The sequence below is a fragment of the Bradyrhizobium sp. UNPA324 genome, assembly GCF_006658635.1.
Classification (GTDB): domain Bacteria; phylum Pseudomonadota; class Alphaproteobacteria; order Rhizobiales; family Xanthobacteraceae; genus Bradyrhizobium; species Bradyrhizobium nanningense.
The window spans coordinates 1,060,268-1,079,790 of the sequence record NZ_LFJD01000004.1; the positions used below are offsets into that span (position 1 = coordinate 1,060,268).

Genomic DNA, 19,523 nt, shown 5'->3' on the forward strand with positions numbered 1-19,523 from the left:
GGGTTCCCGGCCTGGTCCTGTCAACGGCGGATGCGCCATTGCGGCAGGAAGCGCGCTAGCCGCCCCTCCGCACGCAGCTTCATCGCCGGCACGGCCGGACTGACGACTGGCGCCTCGATCACGCCGAGCGCCTCCAATTGCGCAACCAGCGGATTCGACGCTGGCCCCTGCGGAAAGCGCTCGCGTGCCACCGACAGCGCCTTGTCGAAATCAGCTGCATTCACACCGGGCTTGGCCCGCCGGCTCTGCACGAGATCGTCGTCCCAGAGCCGCGCGATGTCGATGTCGAGCACGCCGCGCAGGCGCTGATCAACGGCCTGGATGCCGGCACCCGTCACCGCCCATTGTCTGCCGACCCAGAAGATGTCGCGGTGCAAGGCCATGAACGGAGGGTTCGCGTTGCGGGGCCGGCAGGATAGCCGGCCGCCCGATCTTCGCAACCGATCGTTTCCGGCATTTCAGACGGGCGACGCGATTTTTGTCTCGACGCGTCTCTTGACGCGAACCGGTATCCACTTCACTCGAAAATGCTTCAGTCGCGCCCGATCACCTTCAACCCGCCCATATAGGGCCGGAGCACGTCGGGGACCGCGATCGAGCCGTCCTCCTGCTGATAGGTCTCCATCACGGCGATCAGCGCGCGACCGAGCGCGGTGCCCGAGCCGTTCAGCGTGTGGACGAAGCGCGGCTTGCCGTCCGGACCACGGGAGCGCGCATCCATGCGGCGGGCCTGGAAGTCGCCGCAGACCGAGCAGCTGGAGATCTCGCGGAACGCCCCGCCCTCGCCCTGGCCCGGCATCCAGACCTCGATGTCATAGGTCTTTTGCGACGAAAAACCCATATCCCCGGTGCACAGCGTCATGACGCGGTAATGCAGGTCGAGCCGCCGCAACACTTCCTCCGCGCACGCAAGCATGCGCTCGTGCTCGTCCTTGCTTGTCTCCGGCGTCGTGATCGAGACCAGCTCGACTTTGGTGAACTGGTGCTGGCGGATCATGCCGCGCGTATCGCGCCCTGCGGCACCGGCTTCTGCACGGAAGCACGGCGTCAGCGCAGTCAGTCGCATCGGCAATTGCTTCTCGTCGAGGATAGACTCGCGGACCAAATTGGTGAGCGCCACCTCGGCCGTCGGAATGATGCCGAGACGCTCGGTCCGCAATTGTCCCAGATCGGGCGCGGCGAGTAATTCGCCTTTGATCGCCCAGAACTGATCGTCCTCGAATTTCGGCAATTGTCCTGTGCCGAACATGATCTCGTTGCGCACCAGCAGCGGCGGATTGATCTCGGTATAGCCGTGCTCGTCGATGTGCAGATTCAGCATGAACTGGCCGAGCGCGCGCTCGAGCCGCGCGAGGCCCTTCTTCAGCACGACGAAGCGCGCGCCGGAGAGCTTTGCCGCCGTCCCGAAATCCATCTCGCCAAGCGCGCCGCCGAGCTCGTCATGGGCTCTTGGCGCGAACGCGTAATTGCGGCGGTTGCCGAACACATGGCGTTCCACATTGCCGTGCTCATCGATGCCATCGGGCACTTCGCCAAGGGGCAAATTGGGAATCGCCGACAGTGCCTCCGCTAGCTCCTCGTCGGCAGCTTTCGCCGCGGCCTCGAGCTCCGGCATCGTGGTCTTGAGCTCGGCAACTTCGGCCATCAGCTTGGCCGCGCGCGCCTCGTCCTTGGCCTTCTTGGCGTCGCCGATCTCCTTGGAGGCCGCATTGCGTCGCGCCTGCGCCTGCTCGGACGCCAGGATCGCCGTCCGCCGCTTCTCGTCGATCGCGAGCAGCGAGGCCGACAGCGGCTTCAGACCCCGCCGGGCGAGACCGGCGTCGAAGGCTTGCGGATTGTCGCGGATCGATTTGATGTCGTGCATGGCTGTCTTCCCGTCATGGCCGGGTTTATCCCGGCCATCCACGTATCTGCCGCCTTAGATCAAGTCGTGGATGCCCGGGTCAAGCCCGGGCACGACGAATCATGGGCTGAACAGCTCTATGATAGAGCGAAAGCGCCCTACTCCGCGGGATTTGCCGGCGTCGACACGTCGGTACCGGTGGTGGCCTGCGCCGCGGCCATCTTCTTCTCCACCATCGCTACCGCGATGATCGAGCCCTCGTAGAGCGCCAGCAGTGGAATGGCGAGCGAGCACTGGCTGAGCACGTCGGGCGGGGTCAGCACGGCAGCGATCACGAAGGCGATGACGATGAAATAGCGCCGCTTCTCCCGCAGCATCTTCGAGCTGACGATCCCGATCCGGCCGAGCAGAGTCAGGATCACCGGCAGTTGGAAGGCGATGCCGAAGGCGAAGATCAGCGACATCATCAGCGACAGATATTCGCCAACCTTGGGCAAGAGCTGGATTTGCGCGGTCTCGTCGCTGCCGGCCTGCTGCATGCCGAGCGAGAAGCGGACCAGCATCGGCAGCACGACGAAATAGACCAGCGCGGCGCCCAGCACGAAGAAGAACGGGGTCGCGACCAGATACGGCAGGAAGGCCTGCTTCTCGTGCTTGTAGAGGCCGGGCGCGACGAACTTGTAGATCTGCGTCGCGACGATCGGGAACGAGATGAAGCCGGCCCCGAACAGCGCGAGCTTGAGCTGGGTGATGAAATATTCCAGCAGCGCCGTGTAGATGAACTTGGAATTCTCGGGACCTGCGACCCACACGAACGGCCAGACCAGCACGTTGTAGATCTGCTTGGCGAAGAAGAAGCAGAAGATGAAGGCCACGCCAAAGCCGAGCAGCGCCTTGATCAGCCGCGAGCGCAGCTCGATCAAATGGTCCATCAGCGGGGCTTTGCTGGCCTCGATATCGGCGTCGGTCATGACGCTTTGGCGTCCTTGATCGCTTCGGATGGCGCGGTGTCCTGCGCAACCTTTGCCTGCTCGACCTCACGGGTGATCGCAAGCGGCTCGTTCGCAGCCGCATGCGCTTCGGCCTCCATGAAAGTCGCGGGCGTCGGGGCCTCCGGAGTGGTCGGCGTTGCCGGCGCTTCACTCGAAGTCGCCGGCGCTTCACTTGAAGTCGCCGGCGGTTCGACAGCAGTCGTCGCGGACGTCTCGGCCGGCTTGTCCAGGGCATCGACGCGCAATGCGTCACTGACGTCCTTCTGGAGCGAAGTCAGCGGATTGAATCCGGTCGCGGCTTCCTTGACCTCATCAAAACTCTTCTTGAGGTCGGCCATCTCGGCCTCGCGCATCGCTTCCTGGAACTGGCCCTGGAATTCGGCGGCCATCTTGCGCGCCTTGCCCATCCACTGTCCGACCATGCGCAGCACGCCCGGCAGCTCTTTCGGGCCGATGGCGATCAGGGCCACGACCCCGATGAGGACCAGTTCACTCCACCCGATGTCGAACATGAGGTCTTCCGTTCACGCGAAGCCGCGACCGGCCCAATCCCTTGCGTGCAGGATCGGGACCGCTTCCCGCGTCTGGCGTGCTTCTTTCGGCTCAGACGGCCTTGCTGCCGACGTCGGACCGCGCCGCGGTCGGCGTATTGTTGTGCTCGATGGACTTGGCCGGCTCGGGCTTCTCGGCAGGCTTGTCGTCGTCCTGCATACCCTTCTTGAATGCCTTGATGCCCTGCGCCACGTCGCCCATCAGATCCGAAATCTTGCCGCGACCGAACAGCAGCAGGACCACTGCGATCACCAGGATCCAGTGCCAAATGCTGAGTGAACCCATCCTGCAACCCTCCAAACGCGCATGGCCGGGGACCCGGCCGATCTTCACCGAAACCTAGGCTTGGCAGGTCGCAAAAACAAGGACCAAGGCAGCGCCAATTCGCTGTGGGCGCTACGTAATCTTGCCAGTGTTAACCGGTCGCAGGGGCCGTTGAGCGGACGGTACGTCAGTCCTCGGTGCCGCCGTCGCCGCCACCCTCGCCGCCATCGTCATTGCCGCCTTCCGGCGCCGCTTCCGAAGTCTCGGGCTCGACCGCAGGCGCCAGCGCCAGATCGAGCTCGTCGCCCGGTTCCAACGGATCCTCATCCTCACGCAGCGTCGGATCGTCCGACGGCGTCGGCACGCTGAACCCGGTCGGCAGGCGCGAATCCAGAAGGCCCGTGCCTTTCAGCTCCTCGAGGCCCGGCAGATCGCCGAGCTGTTCGAGCGTGAACTGCGACAAGAAGTCCTCGGTGGTTCCAAAGGTCAGCGGACGGCCCGGCGTCTTGCGCCGGCCACGTGGCTTGATCCAGCCGGTCTCCAGCAGCACGTCGAGCGTGCCCTTCGAGGTGACGACGCCGCGGATCTCCTCGATCTCGGCGCGCGTCACCGGCTGGTGATAGGCGATGATCGCCAGCACCTCGATTGCCGCGCGCGACAGGCGGCGGGTTTCGGTGCTCTCCCGCGTCATCAGCCAGGCGAGATCGCCGGCCGTGCGGAAGGTCCATTTGTTGGCGACGCGGACGAGATTCACCCCGCGCAAGGCATAGTCGGCCTGGAGCTGTTCCAGCGCAGCCTTGACGTCGACCCCCTCGGGCATGCGCTTGGCCAGCGTCGCGGTGTCCAGCGGCTCATTCGAAGCGAACAGCAGCGCTTCCAGCAGCCGCAATTCCTCGGGACGTGCCTGGGATTCGTTCTCCATCGGCTCGGCCTCTTCTACCCGCACTTCAGCCAGGCTTGCCATGGCAGATTCTCCTTCTTGCACTTAAGCGACCGGCGCATCAGGCGCAGGAGCTGCGTCCGGGACCGGTTTTGGACGCCCCTTCCGGAAATAGATGGGCGCAAACGCCTCTTTCTGATTCAGCTCCAACTGACCTTCGCGCACCAGTTCCAACGCGGCAGCAAAGCTCGAGGCGAACACCGTCGCGCGCTGCGTGGGATCGGCGACATGCCGGATCAGAAAATCGTCCAGCACGCCCCAGTCATCCTGTTCGTTGAGGCTGCCGACCAGCCGCTCCAGCGTGGCGCGCGCCTCGGCGAGCGACCACACCGTACGCTTGGCCAGATGCACGCTCGCCAGCACGCGCGATTGGCGCTGCGAGGCATAGGCGGTCAGCAAATCGTACAGCGTCGCGGTATATTTCGGATGCTTGATCTCGGCGATCTGCTCGGGCTCGCCGCGCGGGAAGATGTCGCGCTGCAATTGCGGCCGGTTCATCAGCCGGTTGGCGGCTTCGCGAATGGCCTCCAGCCGGCGCAGGCGGTTGGCGAGCGCCGTCGCCATCTGCTCCGCACTCGGGCCCTCCGCGCTCGGCGGCTCCGGCAGCAGCAGGCGCGACTTCAGGAAGGCGAGCCACGCCGCCATGACGAGATAGTCGGCGGCAAGCTCGAGCCGGATCTTCCGCGCGGCTTCGATGAAATGGAGATATTGGTCGGCCAGCGCCAGGATCGAGATCTTGGCGAGATCGACCTTCTGCTGCCGCGCCAGCGCGAGCAGCAGGTCGAGCGGGCCCTCATAGCCCTCGACGTCCACCACGAGCGCCGGCTCACCCTCGGCAAGCTCTGCGGGCCGCCCGGTTTCGAAAGATAGAATTTCTGCGGTCATGCGGAAGCCGTGTTTGCCCGTGCGATCAATGCGTCCAGTTCCGCGCGCGCGGCCGCCCGGTCGAACGGCTGCGGCGGCTTGCGCGCGGCGAGCGCAGCCTTCGCCCGCTCTAGCGCCCGGCTCGACAGCTCAGGTGTCTGACCGGCAACCGCACGCATCTCCTCGATATTGCCGTTGCAATGCAGGGCCATGTCGCAGCCGGCCGCGAAGATCGCGCGGGTCCGTTCGGCGATATTTCCCGACAGCGCGTTCATCGACACGTCATCACTCATTAACAAACCCTGGAACCCGATTGCGCCGCGAATCACGTCAGCAATCATTGTCGCAGATGTCGTCGCCGGATGGGCGGAGTCGACCGCGCTAAACACAACATGTGCAGTCATCGCCATCGGCAGGTCCGACAGCGGTTTGAACGCGGCGAAGTCGGTCCGTTCCAGCTCATCCCGCGGCGTATCCACCGTCGGCAGCTTGAAATGGGTATCCGCGGTGGCCCGGCCATGGCCGGGGATGTGTTTGAGGACCGGCAGCACGCCGCCCTGCTCCAGCCCTTCCGTGACAGCGCGCGCGATCGCCGCGACCTTGGCCGGCTCCGTGCCGTAGGCCCGGTTCCCGATGACGGCATCGGCGCCCGCTACCGGAACGTCGGCCAGCGGCAGGCAATCCACGGTAATGCCGAGATCGGCGAGATCGGCTGCGATCAGACGGGCTGACAGGCGCGCCGCGGTGAGCCCGAGCGCCGAATCAGTGTCGTACAAGGTCGAGAAAACGGCGCCCGGCGGGTAGATCGGCCAATGCGGCGGGCCCAGCCGTTGCACCCTGCCGCCTTCCTGGTCGATCAGGACGGGTGCGTCGGCAGCGCCTGCCACGTTGCGCAATTCTGCAACCAATGCAGCGACTTGAGCTGGCGTTGCGACATTGCGCTTGAAGAGGATGAAGCCCCATGGGCGCTGGTCGCGGATAAACTCCCGCTCGACGGCGGTCAGTTCCGTTCCGGAAACGCCGGTAATGAAGGCCCGCGTGCTCATAACGGCCGATTAACCCTGACCCGTGAGGGGGTCAAGGAAACCGCCGTTAATTCCTCTGGACGAAGCAGGCGGACAAGCCGGCGGACTTCAGGCTGTTGCAGGCGTGCGTCGCCTCCTCCGCCGAGGCATAGGGCCCAGCGAAGGCGCGGTAGACGATTCCCTTGCCCTTGTCGGTGAGGTCGACGCGCTTGATCACCGGCGAGCGGGAGCCGAGCACGCTGCCATACTTGCTCTGAAGCACGCGGTAGGACGCAGCGGCGCTGTCCTCGCTCTGCTGCGAGGAGACCTGCACGATGTAGCCGCCACCGCCGCTGCTGGCGGGCGCGACCTGAGTCGGCGTGGTCGCCGCCATCCGCTGTGGCGGCTCGGCCGCCGGAACCGATTGCGGCGCCAGCGACATCGGCTGGTTGGCGCTGGCATTGGCCGAGGTCGGCGGATTGCGCGGCGCAGCCGGTGCTGCAACAGGCTTCGGCGCAGAAGCGGGCTTGGCAGCAGCGGCTGATTGCGGCGTGGCGCTATCGGTCTGATCGCCCTTCACGGCCACAGTTCTGATCGGGCGCGGCGAGTTGTTCGGCATGGTGCCGTTGCTCGCGCCCGGCGGCGGCACCGTGGACGGCGACACGCTCGCGACCGAAGGCGGGTTCGCATTCTGGTTCAGCGGCGGAAACACCACGCGGGGACCGCCCGCCTTGGCGTTGACGTCGACCGGCGCCTCTTCGCGCGGCACGATCTTCTCGGTGCCATCGCCAGTGACCATGCGATCCGGCACCTTGGCCGAGGAATCCGTCGGCGCCGGCACGATCTTGGTCGGGGTGTTGTCAGCCTTGATGATCGGCGGCTCACCGCTGCGGGGCGAGCCGACATAGGTCTTGTAGGCGAAGGCCGCACCCGTGCCGACCACGGCCAGCGCCAGGATCGCCGCGACCGTCATCATGCCGCCGCGCTGCTTCTTCGGCTCCTCGACTTCCTCGGGATAGTCGCTCTGATAGGCGTAGGGATCGTCCGGATAGGCCGGCTCACGCTGATAGTCCTGCTCGCCCGCCTCGAGCCGGCCATAGAGCGCATCGTCGTAGCGCGACGGATCGGGCTGCTGGTGATACGGCTCCTGATAGGCCGGCTGCTCGTAGGCCTGATCCTGCTGCTGGTAAGCCTGTCCCGGATAGCCGTGATCCTGATAGGCATGCGGTTGACGAAGCTCAGGCTCCGGCGCGGCGGACGGGGCCGAATAGCGATGCAACGGATGAACCGGATTGACGGTCACCGGATAGTCAGGCTCGGGGGCCGGCGCCGGCTGCGGCTGCACATTGGCGCGCCGCATCCATGAGGGCGGCCCGGGCGGCGTCGGCGGAGCCTGCTCGGCGTAGTCCTGCTGATCATCGTCCTGCCGATAATCGTCGTCCTGATAATTCTGTGCGGGCGGCGACGCTGCCGGCGGGCGCGCGCCGGGGCGGGACTGCGCGGCGAAAGGATCGGTTTGTCCGATCAGGCGGGCGAGCTCAGCCAAGGGATCGCTTTCCGCCCTGCCATGCTGGTCGCCACCGCGACCATAGTCATCGGAAGGAAACGGTCTGTCCTGATATCGTTCGGCCATCGTGATGATGCGTCCCTTCGGGAAAGCCGCGCGCCCCTCGACCAAGGCACGGCTTTCGACCCACAAGGCTTTCAACCAAGTCTAAGCGATCCGGCTTCTGCCGGTTACCCCCGAATTCCCCTTAAGTAGTTCGCCCCAAACTACCGCATCTCGTTCGGGGCATGGACGCCGAGGATGGCGAGGCCCGATGCCAGAACCGAGACGACGCCCTGGACCATGGCCAGCCGCGCCTTTGTTAGATGTGCATCATTATTGATAATGAAGCGTAAATAGGGCAAATCGCGCCCCTTCGTCCAAAGTGCATGAAACTCGCTGGCTAAATCATAGAGATAAAAGGCAATTCGGTGCGGCTCGTGGGCCGCGGCGGCGGCTTCGAGCATACGAGGATATATTGCGAGGCGCTTGAGAAGTTCAAGCTCGGCCGGGTCCGACAACCGTTCCACCGCCGACTCACTGAGCCAGGCGAGCCGTTCGCCGGTATCCTCGGGAAGCTCCGGGAACACCTCAGTGCGCGCATTGCGGAAGATCGAGTGGCCGCGGGCGTGGCCGTACTGCACGTAGAACACCGGGTTGTCGCGCGATTGTTCCATGACCTTGGCGAGGTCGAAGTCGAGCACCGCATCGTTCTTGCGGTAGAGCATCATGAAGCGGACGGCGTCCTGGCCGACTTCATCCACCACCTCACGCAGGGTGACGAAGTCCCCGCTCCGCTTGGACATTTTCACCGGCTCGCCATTGCGCAACAGCTTCACGAGCTGGACGATCTTGACGTCGAGCGATCCCTTGCCCGACGTCGTCGCCTTCACCGCCGCCTGCATGCGCTTGATGTAGCCGCCGTGATCGGCGCCCCAGACGTCGATCATCTCCGCAAAACCACGGTCGAACTTGTTCTTGTGGTAGGCGATGTCGGAGGCGAAGTAGGTGTAGGAATTGTCCGACTTGATCAGCGGGCGATCGACGTCGTCGCCGTAAGCGGTCGCCTTGAACAGCAACTGCTCGCGGTCTTCCCAATCCTCGACCGGCGCGCCCTTCGGCGGCGGCAGGCGGCCTTCGTAGATGTCGCCTTTGGCTTTCAGGAAATCGATGGTCTCGGCAACCTTGTTGTTGCCGATCTCGATCAGCGAGCGCTCCGAGAAGAACACGTCGTGGCGGATGTTCAGCGCGGCGAGATCGTCCTTGATCTCGTCCATCATCATCGCGATCGCCTTGGCGCGCACCGCCGGCAGCCACTCGGCCTCGCTCTTTGCGAGGAGCTTGTCGCCGTGCTCCTTCGCAAGGGCCTGCCCCACCGGCTTGAGGTAATCGCCGGGATAGAGCCCTTCCGGGATCGCGCCGATGTCCTCGCCGAGCGCCTCGCGATAGCGCAGGAAAGCGGAGCGCGCGAGCACGTCGACCTGCGCGCCGGCGTCGTTGATGTAATATTCGCGGGTGACGTCGTGACCTGCGAACTGGAGCAGGCTCGCCAGCGCGTCGCCGAACACGGCGCCGCGGCAATGGCCGACATGCATCGGCCCGGTCGGATTGGCCGAGACGTATTCGACATTCACTTTGGAGCCGCCGCGGACGCGGCCGTAATCGGCGGCCTCGCGCAGCACCGTCCGTAGCGCCTCGGCCCAGGCGGCCGGCCTCAAGGTCAGATTGATGAAGCCGGGACCGGCGACGTCGACCTTGGCGATCAGCGCGTCGGCGCGCAGCCGCTCGGCAATCTGCTCGGCGAGATCGCGCGGCTTTGCCTTTGCCTCTTTCGCCAGCACCATCGCGGCGTTGGTCGCCATGTCGCCATGGGAGGCATCGCGCGGCGGCTCGACCACCACGCGCGCGAAATCGATGCCCTCGGGCCAGTTGGCTTCCGCCGCAAGCGCGCGGCAGGCGGCATGCACGCGTGCAAGCACGTCGGCGAACAAATGCAGGGATGAGGATGTCTGGGGCATGGCCGCCGCCTAACGCAAATCCGGGGTCGAGTCAAAGAGCCGTTGGTGCTCGGTCAGGGCGAAACGGTCGGTCATTCCGGCAATGAAATTGCCGATCCGGCGGGCCCGGTCGCCCTCGTTGTCCGCCTCCGCCCCGAGCAGCCATTCCGGCGGCAGCTCGCCAGGGGATTGCAGGTATTTCGCGAACAGGTCGAACAGGATCTGCTCCGCCTCCCCCATCACCCGCATCACCCGCTTGTGGCGGTACATGTGCTGATAGAGGAAGGCCTTGATGGCAGCCTCTTCCTCCGCGACCTCTGCCGGGAACGCGACCAGGGCCCGGTTCTGCCGGCGCACGTCCTGGGCCGATTGCGGCCTCACCGCGGCGAGGTTCTTCTGCGCCTCCGCGAACACCGCGCCGATCAGGTGCGAGATCAGCTCGCGCACCAGCTCGGCGCCGCGCCTGAGGTCTTCGAGGTGAGGATAATGCGCAGAGGTCTCGGCGATGATCTCAGCCGTGAGCGGCATCACCTTGAGGTCGTCGAGATGGAACAGGCCGGCGCGCAGGCCATCGTCAATGTCGTGGGCGTCATAGGCGATGTCGTCGGCGATGGCGGCGACCTGTGCCTCCAGCGAGGCGAAGCTCCACAATTCGAGGTCGTAGGTCTTGATGTAGTCGGCGATGCCGACGGGAATGCCGTGTTCGCGATAGCGCCCGACCGGCGCGCCGCTGCGGTCGGCGAGCGGGCCATTGTGCTTGACGATGCCCTCCAGCGACTCCCAGGTCAGATTCAGACCGTCGAACTCGGGATAGCGGTGCTCCAGCGCAGCGACGACGCGGAGCGTCTGGGCGTTGTGGTCGAAACCGCCAAACTCCTTCAAGCAGGCATCCAGCGCCCGCTCGCCGGCATGGCCGAACGGGGGATGACCGAGATCGTGGGCGAGCGCCAAGGTCTCGGTGAGGTCCTCGTCCAGCCCAAGCTGCCGTGCCAAGGCCCTGGCGATCTGCGCCACCTCCAGCGAATGGGTCAGCCTTGTGCGGTAGTGGTCGCCCTCGTGGAACACGAACACCTGGGTCTTGTACTTGAGGCGGCGGAACGCGGTGGAATGGATCACCCGGTCGCAATCCCGCCGGAACGGGCTGCGGGTCCGGCTCGGCGGCTCGGCGACCAGCCGGCCGCGGCTGCGATCGGGATCGCAGGCATAGGGCGCGCGGGGGGCTGCCATTCCGACGGACACGACGAATTTAGTCCCTATCCATTTGATTCTGCGTATCCTTGCACTTAACTATGCCGGACGCGGGATACCAAATGAAATGGGCAAATGAATTTGGTATGACCGCAGGACTATCGGAGACGAGCCATGACGACCGACGTGACCATCAGTGACCGCGCCGCACGCCGGATTGGCGAGATCCTCAAGGGCGAAGGCGCCGGCGCGATGCTGCGCATCTCGGTCGAGGGCGGCGGCTGCTCCGGTTTCCAGTACAAGTTCGATATCGACCGTGCCCGCACCGACGACGATCTCGTGATCGAGCAGGACAATGCGGTGGTGCTGGTCGATTCCGCCTCCCAGCCGTTCCTGGCGGGTTCACAGGTCGACTTCGTCGACGACCTGATCGGCGCCTCGTTCCGCGTCAACAATCCCAACGCGACCGCGTCCTGCGGCTGCGGCACCAGCTTCTCGATCTAATCCGACTCAAAATCTGAAGAACAACCCCATGCACAGTAGCCGGCAAGCCGGCGCGCCATCGACATCCTTGTCGGGATTGGCTGGCTTGACCCTGAAGCGGTGGAGCATTGGCGCCGCGGGCAAGTCCAATGCCTGGAGGAAGTCGTCGACGTGCCGCGAATCTCCGAAGCGCTGCGGCTCTTCCGGTCCTGGTCGGCCGCGCAAGGATTGCTCGGCAGCCGGACGGAATATGTCGCACGCACGCCGCATCGCCAGACCCTGCGTTTCAGCCGTAGCGGAGATCCGGCGATCGAGGAGTCATATCGCACCCATTGGGTCTCACCTGCGCTTTCCGAAAAGAAGCGTGAGCGTCTGTCGGCGAAGCAAAGCCGAGCCCCGGAGTTGGTGGCTATCCGGCCATTGAACGCGGAGTGGACATGCCATCGGTGTGGCGGCACCGGCGACCTCCTGATGATGGACAGTCCCGGCCCGGCATGCCTGCGCTGCGTTGGCCTCGACGATCTCGAATTTCTGCCGGCGGGCGATGCCTTGCTGACGCGACGCCTGAAGGCAAGGAGTCCCCGATATGCCGTCGTCGTGCGCTTCAGCAAGACCCGCGGCCGTTATGAACGGCAAGGCCTGCTGGTCGAGCCGAAGGCCTTGGCCGATGCGCGATGATGCCGGCAGAGCCTTCGTGCATCCCATAGGGCAAGCACGGCGAAGCAGTAGTGCCCATCTTCATCGGCCGTGGCGCGCCATTCGGAGACCTTCAGCGACGGCGTCGGCGCGAGCTCGCGACGGCGCTTTCACCGGTTCGTCAACGGCGTCCGCGACCTCGAGCCGTTGCTGCGCGGATTTCTGGGTTGGCGACGTCTGCAAACGGCAACGACGTCGGCTTGGAACCGGGCGTGGGTCAACCGCATTAGCACCGTAGAGGAATCCAGTACCTAGAAGGCCTGCGATGCTGCACGCGCCACCAATCGCAGGGGCAGGATCGCCGTATGTCATCGTCATCGGCAATGAGAAGGGTGGCTCGGGGAAGACAACGATGGCCATGCATCTGGCCGTCGCACTTCTGAAAGGGGGCCACCGGGTCGGGACGATCGATCTCGATAGCAATCAGGGAGCTCTAACGCGCTACATTGAAAACCGGCGCATCTGGGCCTGGCATCGGCGGATCGAACTAGAACTGCCGTTGCACCGCTTGGTCCGGCGCGCCGAGGGCACGAACCTGGAGGACAACGAAGTCGAGGAACTCGCCGCCTTCGAGGCGGCTGTTTCCAATACCAAAAAGTCCGTCGATTTCGTCGTGATCGATACCCCCTCGACTGACACTTATCTGATGCGCCTTGCTCACTTGGTAGCCGATACGCTGGTGACGCCCGTCACTGATAGTTTTCTTGATTTCGGCACGCTGGCCTTGGTCGACCCCATCACGCACGAGATGACGGGAACTGGTCACTACGCTGAGATGGTGTGCGAAGCTCGCAGGTATCGGCGCCAGTTCGATCAATGCCAGACCGATTGGGTCGTCCTCCGTAATCGCTCGGCGCGCGGCCGACTGCCGTATCCCAACATTGCCGAACTCGGCATAAGGCTGGGGCTCAGAGATATTCAAGGCTGTGCCGAGCGCATCGTGTATCGCCAGCTTTTCCTCTCCGGCCTCACGGCCCTCGATGCGCTGGACGAAGCGACCCTCGGCACCAAACCAGGACAGTCACACCGTTTGGCCCAACAAGAGGTGCGCGATCTGATCGGCCTCCTGAACCTGCCGATCACTGAGCGTGTCCGCCGCAGGGCCGCCGCCCGAAAAGAGTGGTTTGCGTCGGCAGGCGCGCCACTCGACTTCGATGATGTGCTGGTTGATTGAGTTATCGTCCGGCGGGAATGTCTCAAAGCGCGAGCCGAAGCATGCCGTTCACGTGAGCGAGGTCGCACGCTTGCGTGACGCGACAATTGTGAGCCACCACGCGGCACTTAGCCGGCGGCGTGTTTGATCGCGGTTTCGAAGGTCTTTGCGTCGAAGGCCGGCATAGTTTGGATCCGCCCCAGACCGTGGGTCGAGTACCAGACCGAGAATGCGAGCATCGCCTCCGAATTCGGGGCTTCAACGATGTCGATGAAATCGTAGTAGCCCTGCGTGTAGTGGATCGATTCGATCTTGATGCCCAGCTTGTCGAGCTTTGCCTTGGCCTTGCCAATCCGCTCCGACTGCTTGCTTGCCCACTCCGGGCTCAGATTACCAAGCAGCACATATTTCATGGTCACCTCCACGTCATCTTGACCGCCCTGCGGGAAGGCCCCCACGATTATACGCCGTCCCGCGAACCGCGTACATGCCGTTCCCTGGCGGGGCGCTTATCGGAGCCGGGCCTGAGAGGAGATCGCCCGATGACGCGTGGTGCAAAATCGAAGGCTGGCCGCGCGTTGGTGACCGGATCGTGTCCCCGGCCACAACATCATGGCGCCACAACGAAAGAGTGGTGCCCATTTTCATCGGCCGCAGCGCGCCACTTCGGAATACGGGAACGAAAAGCCATCAGGGGGCTGCCCGTCTTTAGGCCGATTGGAACTCGGACTGGGACATATGGCACGAAAGCACCGGTCGGACGTTGAATTAGCAATCAACCAGAAGGGACCGGCGCTCTCGGCGGAAAACAGCCTCTCGGGCCATTCACCGATGCAGGAGACGGGCGTGATACAAATATTGCTTGGCGCGTTCCTGGTTGTCGGCGGCGTGCTGTACATCACGCTTCAGACAATCTGGGGAGGCCGACCAGGTGGTAGAAGGCCACATCGCGCCGGCCTACCCAGTGACCCGTTGGAACCTGACAGGCTCGCTGGCGGCTTTGGCATCAAATCGAATTGGCCCGGCCTCGCGATGATCGCGATTGGCGCCACGCTCTTGCTGGTCGCAGCAAGCAACCAAATTTGAAGCTAACCTCGGTTAACTGCTACGGAAGCCGAGTAAGCTCTACGGGTGCTCCGATCAGAACTTACGGTGACGGTGCATTCAGGCTCGGAAGCCTCAGTTAAGTGCGTTGTCACCGCGATCCAGAAAGTTCGAATCCGATCAGCGGCGCCATTCAGCACGTATCGGCGAACGCGCATGCCGTTGACGCGAGCCTGATGCGCGGGATGGAATCTGCGGCGGAGCGCTCTTGGGCATCTGGCGCGACAATCCGGCCGGTCAGAAACTCGAATGTGAGGTTGGGCGACAATGGCTGACGGAGATTCAGCCACGGCGCAGTCCATTCTTGAAGCGACGAAGATAGGCATCGCGCACCTCTAGCGCGCCCCGGTCACACGTTCGATCGTGGAGCCCGCTCTCCGGCGTGGCCCACCTTGCCAACTGCGCTGATGCGCACGAACACGTCGGCCCCATCCTCCGATCGAATGACGCCATAGCCACTTGGTCGGGTTAAACTACTTAGCGACGCGCGCCTTAGTCATCGAGCCTGCGTGAAGTTCGGTGCGTCTCATGCCTTGAGCCGACATCCCGGGAGATTTGCGTTGGACGACCGCGAATTCTTTACGAAACTCGCGAGCCTCGATCGGGGCATAGCGGATCGTTGGAAACGTGCGACGGGAGGAAGGCTCAGCGCGAGAGTTGGAGAGAAAGCGGTCGAAGCGATCGTTATTCCGGTTCTGCTAACCAAAAAGGTCACGGCAAGTCAGGCACAGGCTCTGGCAATGGTGTTCCACACCGAAGGATTGAACACCGAGGCCAGGATTTTTATGGTCACGGCCATCATCGCCGCCTACGACAATGATATTTTCTTCGCGGGCTCGGCGAAGCCGCTGATCACGCGCGACGACTTGCAACCAATCGACGCCGCGCTGGGAATGGCGAATGTCGGCAAGATCCATTTCACCAGTCCAGGAACAGGAATGACATACGCCCCTGATCTCTACAATGCGATCCGAGGGCTCATATACGCCGGAAAGATCCGGGTCTTCGAGGCAGACGCGGCACTGCTGCTCACGCGGCTCGGCAACTACCGCGGTGATCTCAATCGCATAGTTTTGTATAAGGGAGCGGCGCCTGCGGCTCGCGCCGAGATGATCGTGCATGAAGTCACGCACGCGATCCAAGATTGGCGGAACCTCGACTCCACGGTCAAGTTCATTGAAGCTGACGCATATATCGCGGGTGCCGTTGCCGCGCTCGGTGCGAATCCCGACTATAGCTTTTTGGAGTACAAGGCCGAGCAAACAGCGGCCAAAGAGTTGATCCTCGACGGAAGCGCCGCGCGAATGGATAGGGCCTGGACCGAAGCTTATGCCAATCTGGTGAAACGTATCGAAGCCACCCCCACTTATCGGGCCAGCAGCAATCTCAAGTTCGGCGGAGCTGACAAGAAGGGGCGCGCTGACAAGGCGACGCTTTTCAAGGACGCCTTAGCTTACTTCAAAGCAGACAATATCTTCGCGGCGGCAGTTGACGACTTCTACCAAATGGGCAGCGACGCGTCGAAGTATGTGAAAAGGTTGCTCGCCCTCGGCGGGAAGTGAGGAACACGGCTTGCATCACGGCGCGGCCAATGTGCGCACAGCAATCACGAATCGGATTCCACCGGACAGCCGAGGACATCCCCCGGATGCCCAAATGCTGATTGCAGCACCCGCGCGGCGGGCGGCTCCTGCTCCGGTTGGAGGGGTGCACCGCTTGCTGCCATGTCATCCAGCGCACGCAGCAGGGCGGCGGCCAGGGCCGGTTTGCGCAAGGGCTTTGCCAGGAAGTCGGACATGCCCGCCTCGCGGCAGATCTGGACATCTTCCGGGAAAGCGTTGGCGGTCAGCGCGATGATCGGGAGTACAGCGAAGGCACCACCCGCGGCACGGATCGCCCTCGTGGCGGCAAGCCCGTCCATATCGGGCATGCGCACGTCCATCAGCACGACATCATAGTCGCCCTCGGAGATCGCCGCGACGGCCTCGACACCGTCAGTGACGACACAGAGCTCGACATCGAAGGCCCCTAACATCTTGCTCACGACCATGCGGTTGACCGCATCGTCCTCTGCGACCAGCACCTTTAACGGCCGATCGAGGCCGGCAATACGGCCCTTGAGCTCGTCGGCCTCGTCGCGACCGGATGCCTGGTCGGATGCCTGCGCCTGGCTCCAGGGCAGCACCAGCGTGAAACGGAAGGCCGAGCCCTCGCCCGGCGTCGAGGTGACGCCGATGGTGCCGCCCATCTGTTCGATGATGCGCCTGCTGATCGCAAGCCCGAGGCCAGTGCCGCCGAAGCGGCGGCTGATCGAGGCATCGGCCTGCGCGAAGTCGCTGAAAAGCTGGCCGAGCTTTTCGGGGGCGATACCGATGCCGCTGTCGGTGACCGTCCATTCGACGGTCGCCAGCAGGTCGCGGCGGGTCTGGCAGGTCGCAGAGATCGTCACCTCGCCTTCATCGGTGAACTTCACCGCGTTCGATGCGAGGTTGAGCAGCACCTGGCGGATGCGCGCGGCGTCGCCGCGCAGCGTCGGCGGCAAGTTTGGATCGAGCTCGACCTTGATTGCCAATTCCTTGCTCTTGGCGCTCGCGCGCGCGACGTTTGCGACAGTCTCGACCAAGGTCTGCGGGGCGAAATCAATCGCCTCGAACTGAAAGCGTCCGGCCTCGAGCTTGGACAGGTCGAGGATGTCGTTGAGGATGCGCTGGAGGTTGTCGCCGGATTCGCGGATCGTGGTGACGGCCTCGCGCTGCTCCTGATCGAGCTTGGTTTCGAGCAGCATGCTGGCAAGCCCGAGCACACCATTCATGGGCGTGCGGATCTCGTGGCTCATCACCGCCAGGAAGTCCGACTTGGCGCGGCTCTCGGCCTCGGCCTTTTCCGCGCGCCAGCGCTCGGTCACGTCGCGCCCGAAGCCGCGATAGCCGAGGAATTGTCCCTCGCGGTCATAGGCGGGCTTGGCCGTCAGCGACCACAGCCGCGCCTCGCCGCCGGCGACGACCTTGAGGCTCATCTCGTGCAGCGGCTCGTTCTGCTCCATCAGACCAACGACGTTGTAGGCTGCGCTCTCGTCCTCGGGGCAGAGCATGTCGAGCACGTCGGCGAAATACGATCCCTTCAGCAGAGGCAGCGGCACCTGCGCGACGTCGGCGAAGCGGTCGGGCACGTCGACCAGACGCCCTTCGGCATCGGTCTGCCACAGCCAGTCGCTGGCGTTCTCCTGAAAGTCCTTCAGCAGCAGCGAGATGATCTCGGTCTGCCGCTCGAGCTCGAGCTGGGCCTTGAGATTGCCGAGGAACAGATTGCCCTGCGAGACGATGTTGCGCGCCATGAAAAATGCGAACAGCAGCAGGAGCACCGCCGTCACCAGATAGGGCCCGGTGCCGCAGAGCAGCAGCGCGCCGGCGCAGGCGACCGTCATGGTGGCGAGATAGACGAGGCCGGCGCGCGGGAACGTCGACAGCATGAAAGCGCCGCCCGACATCATCCCGACCATCAGGCAGGCCAGGATCAGCTGGCTGGTCGGCTCGATGCGGCTGAACAGAGCGAGCGGCAGCGCGCCCCAGATCGCGGCGAGGAAGGCCGCCTGCCGCAGCATCTGCCGCGCGGCGCGGGGTGAGGCCTCCTGCGGCGGGTTCTGATGCGACCTCCGCCATGCGCGCACCGCGAGTGAGGCGGTGGTGGCGAGCGTCAGGCCCCAGATCGCGAGGAAGTCGTTCCAGCCCCGGCCCCAGAACAGGATCAGCACGATGGCGACGTTGAGCATCGTCACCGCCATCGTCACCGGGATCAGCTGCGTCACGGCGTCGATCTGCTTGGCGCGGATACGGCGGATCTCGCGCTCGCTGAGACCGGCGGTCAGGCCGTCCTCGATCTCGAAGCCGCCGAGCCAATACAGGAACGCGCCGATCAGGCCGTCACGCGGCTCAGTTCGCTCCATCGACTTGTCCGGCCATCCCATCCGAGGAACCTTTTGACGATCAATGGCCTGCCGCCTGCTTAAGCCGGGTTAATTTTGTGGGAGATTTTGCGGCATCCTTGACGGGCGCGTTTGCAGTTTGTTCTAACCATGGCCCCTGCCCGGAGCCCCGCCGACATGACCATCAGAGTAGCCACCTGGAACGTAAACTCGGTCCGGCAGCGGATTGACCTGCTGCTGACCTGGCTGAAGGAGTGCCAGCCGGACATCGTCTGCCTCCAGGAAATCAAATGCGTCGACGAGGCCTTTCCGCGGCTGGAGATCGAGGCCCTCGGCTACAACGTGGTGACGCACGGCCAGAAGACCTTCAACGGCGTCGCCCTGCTCTCGAAGCTCCGCTTCGACGAGACCAAGTCGGGGCTCGCCGGCGACGACGAGGATGCTCACGCCCGCTTCCTCGAAGGCGTGGTGACGCTGAAGTCCGGCGTGCTGCGCATCGCCTGCCTCTATCTGCCCAACGGCAATCCGGTCGGGACGGACAAATATCCCTACAAGCTCAAATGGATGTCCCGGCTTCTTGACTATTCGAAGGAGCGCCTCAAGACCGAGGAGCCGCTGATCCTCGCAGGCGACTTCAACGTCATCCCGCATGCCCGCGACGTGCACAATCCGGCCGCCTGGACCGAGGACGCCCTGTTCAAGCCCGAGACGCGGGAGAGCTTTCAGTCCCTGCTCGGCCTCGGCCTGACCGACGCCTTGCGGGCCGTCACCGACGAGGGCGGGCTGTACACCTTCTGGGACTACCAGGCCGGCGCCTGGCAGAAGAACCAGGGTCTGCGGATCGACCATCTGCTGCTGTCGCCGCAGGCCAGCGACAAGCTCGCCAATGTCGGAATCGACAGCTATGTGCGCGGCTGGGAGAAGCCATCGGATCACGTCCCGGTGTGGGCGGATCTCGATCTGGAGGCTGCCTAG

19 protein-coding genes are annotated in these 19,523 nt (G+C 64.1%); 6 read left to right on the forward strand and 13 right to left on the reverse strand.

Annotated features, from left to right (window positions below; translation table 11 throughout):
* Positions 1–20: 20 nt before the first annotated feature.
* The 11 genes from UNPA324_RS05070 to UNPA324_RS05130 all read right to left on the reverse strand — a co-directional run bounded on the left by UNPA324_RS05070 (position 21) and on the right by UNPA324_RS05130 (position 11,229).
* Positions 21–383, reverse strand: coding sequence for a hypothetical protein (locus UNPA324_RS05070; RefSeq protein ID WP_128919425.1), 363 nt, complete (start codon positions 381–383; stop codon positions 21–23).
* Between the two features lie 149 nt (positions 384–532).
* Complete coding sequence (gene serS, locus UNPA324_RS05075; protein WP_141933805.1) at positions 533–1,864, reverse strand: serine--tRNA ligase; 1,332 nt, start codon at positions 1,862–1,864, stop codon at positions 533–535.
* A gap of 137 nt (positions 1,865–2,001) precedes the next feature.
* On the reverse strand, positions 2,002–2,814 hold the full coding sequence (gene tatC, locus UNPA324_RS05085) for a twin-arginine translocase subunit TatC (protein WP_128919422.1): 813 nt from the start codon (positions 2,812–2,814) through the stop codon (positions 2,002–2,004).
* On the reverse strand, positions 2,811–3,347 hold the full coding sequence (tatB, locus tag UNPA324_RS05090; RefSeq protein WP_141933808.1) for a Sec-independent protein translocase protein TatB: 537 nt from the start codon (positions 3,345–3,347) through the stop codon (positions 2,811–2,813). The genes tatC and tatB overlap by 4 nt, the downstream gene beginning before the upstream one ends.
* 91 nt (positions 3,348–3,438) lie before the next feature.
* The gene (locus UNPA324_RS05095; RefSeq protein WP_128919420.1) at positions 3,439–3,672 is read right to left on the reverse strand and encodes a twin-arginine translocase TatA/TatE family subunit; all 234 of its coding nucleotides are present in this window, start codon (positions 3,670–3,672) and stop codon (positions 3,439–3,441) included.
* A gap of 166 nt (positions 3,673–3,838) precedes the next feature.
* The gene (gene scpB, locus UNPA324_RS05100) at positions 3,839–4,615 is read right to left on the reverse strand and encodes an SMC-Scp complex subunit ScpB (RefSeq protein WP_181769296.1); all 777 of its coding nucleotides are present in this window, start codon (positions 4,613–4,615) and stop codon (positions 3,839–3,841) included.
* A gap of 21 nt (positions 4,616–4,636) precedes the next feature.
* Positions 4,637–5,476: a segregation and condensation protein A gene (locus UNPA324_RS05105; protein ID WP_028136235.1), complete on the reverse strand. Its 840-nt coding sequence runs from the start codon at positions 5,474–5,476 to the stop codon at positions 4,637–4,639.
* Positions 5,473–6,501: a beta-N-acetylhexosaminidase gene (nagZ, locus tag UNPA324_RS05110; RefSeq protein ID WP_141933813.1), complete on the reverse strand. Its 1,029-nt coding sequence runs from the start codon at positions 6,499–6,501 to the stop codon at positions 5,473–5,475. Before nagZ ends, UNPA324_RS05105 begins: the two co-directional genes overlap by 4 nt.
* A 46-nt stretch (positions 6,502–6,547) precedes the next feature.
* A complete protein-coding gene (locus UNPA324_RS05115; protein ID WP_141933815.1) occupies positions 6,548–8,092 on the reverse strand; it encodes an SPOR domain-containing protein in 1,545 nt (514 codons plus the stop codon).
* Between the two features lie 140 nt (positions 8,093–8,232).
* Complete coding sequence (gene argS / locus UNPA324_RS05125) at positions 8,233–10,023, reverse strand: arginine--tRNA ligase (protein ID WP_164936253.1); 1,791 nt, start codon at positions 10,021–10,023, stop codon at positions 8,233–8,235.
* 9 nt (positions 10,024–10,032) lie between these two features.
* The gene (locus UNPA324_RS05130) at positions 10,033–11,229 is read right to left on the reverse strand and encodes a deoxyguanosinetriphosphate triphosphohydrolase (protein ID WP_246667118.1); all 1,197 of its coding nucleotides are present in this window, start codon (positions 11,227–11,229) and stop codon (positions 10,033–10,035) included.
* A gap of 135 nt (positions 11,230–11,364) precedes the next feature.
* Here UNPA324_RS05130 and erpA point away from each other — a divergent pair, with 135 nt between their 5' ends.
* From erpA to UNPA324_RS05145, 3 genes are all read left to right on the forward strand, one after another.
* Positions 11,365–11,694 carry an iron-sulfur cluster insertion protein ErpA gene (gene erpA / locus UNPA324_RS05135; protein ID WP_097662372.1) on the forward strand — a complete coding sequence of 110 codons (330 nt, stop codon included), beginning with the start codon at positions 11,365–11,367 and terminating at the stop codon, positions 11,692–11,694.
* Positions 11,695–11,793: 99 nt separating this feature from the next.
* Positions 11,794–12,351 carry a PHD finger domain-containing protein gene (locus UNPA324_RS05140; RefSeq protein ID WP_141933821.1) on the forward strand — a complete coding sequence of 186 codons (558 nt, stop codon included), beginning with the start codon at positions 11,794–11,796 and terminating at the stop codon, positions 12,349–12,351.
* 283 nt (positions 12,352–12,634) lie between these two features.
* Positions 12,635–13,543 carry a division plane positioning ATPase MipZ gene (locus UNPA324_RS05145; protein WP_128919414.1) on the forward strand — a complete coding sequence of 303 codons (909 nt, stop codon included), beginning with the start codon at positions 12,635–12,637 and terminating at the stop codon, positions 13,541–13,543.
* 107 nt (positions 13,544–13,650) lie between these two features.
* Here the strand turns inward: UNPA324_RS05145 and UNPA324_RS05150 are convergent, their stop codons facing one another.
* Positions 13,651–13,935 (reverse strand): GYD domain-containing protein, encoded by a 285-nt coding sequence (locus UNPA324_RS05150; RefSeq protein ID WP_128919413.1) that lies wholly within the window; start codon positions 13,933–13,935, stop codon positions 13,651–13,653.
* A gap of 325 nt (positions 13,936–14,260) precedes the next feature.
* Here UNPA324_RS05150 and UNPA324_RS05155 point away from each other — a divergent pair, with 325 nt between their 5' ends.
* Positions 14,261–14,608 (forward strand): hypothetical protein, encoded by a 348-nt coding sequence (locus tag UNPA324_RS05155; RefSeq protein WP_245471877.1) that lies wholly within the window; start codon positions 14,261–14,263, stop codon positions 14,606–14,608.
* A 578-nt stretch (positions 14,609–15,186) separates the two neighbouring features.
* Positions 15,187–16,188, forward strand: coding sequence for a hypothetical protein (locus tag UNPA324_RS05160; RefSeq protein WP_141933822.1), 1,002 nt, complete (start codon positions 15,187–15,189; stop codon positions 16,186–16,188).
* Positions 16,189–16,232: 44 nt separating this feature from the next.
* Here the strand turns inward: UNPA324_RS05160 and UNPA324_RS05165 are convergent, their stop codons facing one another.
* Positions 16,233–18,590, reverse strand: a complete 2,358-nt coding sequence (locus tag UNPA324_RS05165; protein WP_246667119.1) for a hybrid sensor histidine kinase/response regulator — start codon at positions 18,588–18,590, stop codon at positions 16,233–16,235.
* Between the two features lie 135 nt (positions 18,591–18,725).
* On the opposite strand from UNPA324_RS05165, the gene xth reads away from it, so the two are divergent.
* A complete protein-coding gene (gene xth, locus UNPA324_RS05170; RefSeq protein ID WP_128919411.1) occupies positions 18,726–19,523 on the forward strand; it encodes an exodeoxyribonuclease III in 798 nt (265 codons plus the stop codon).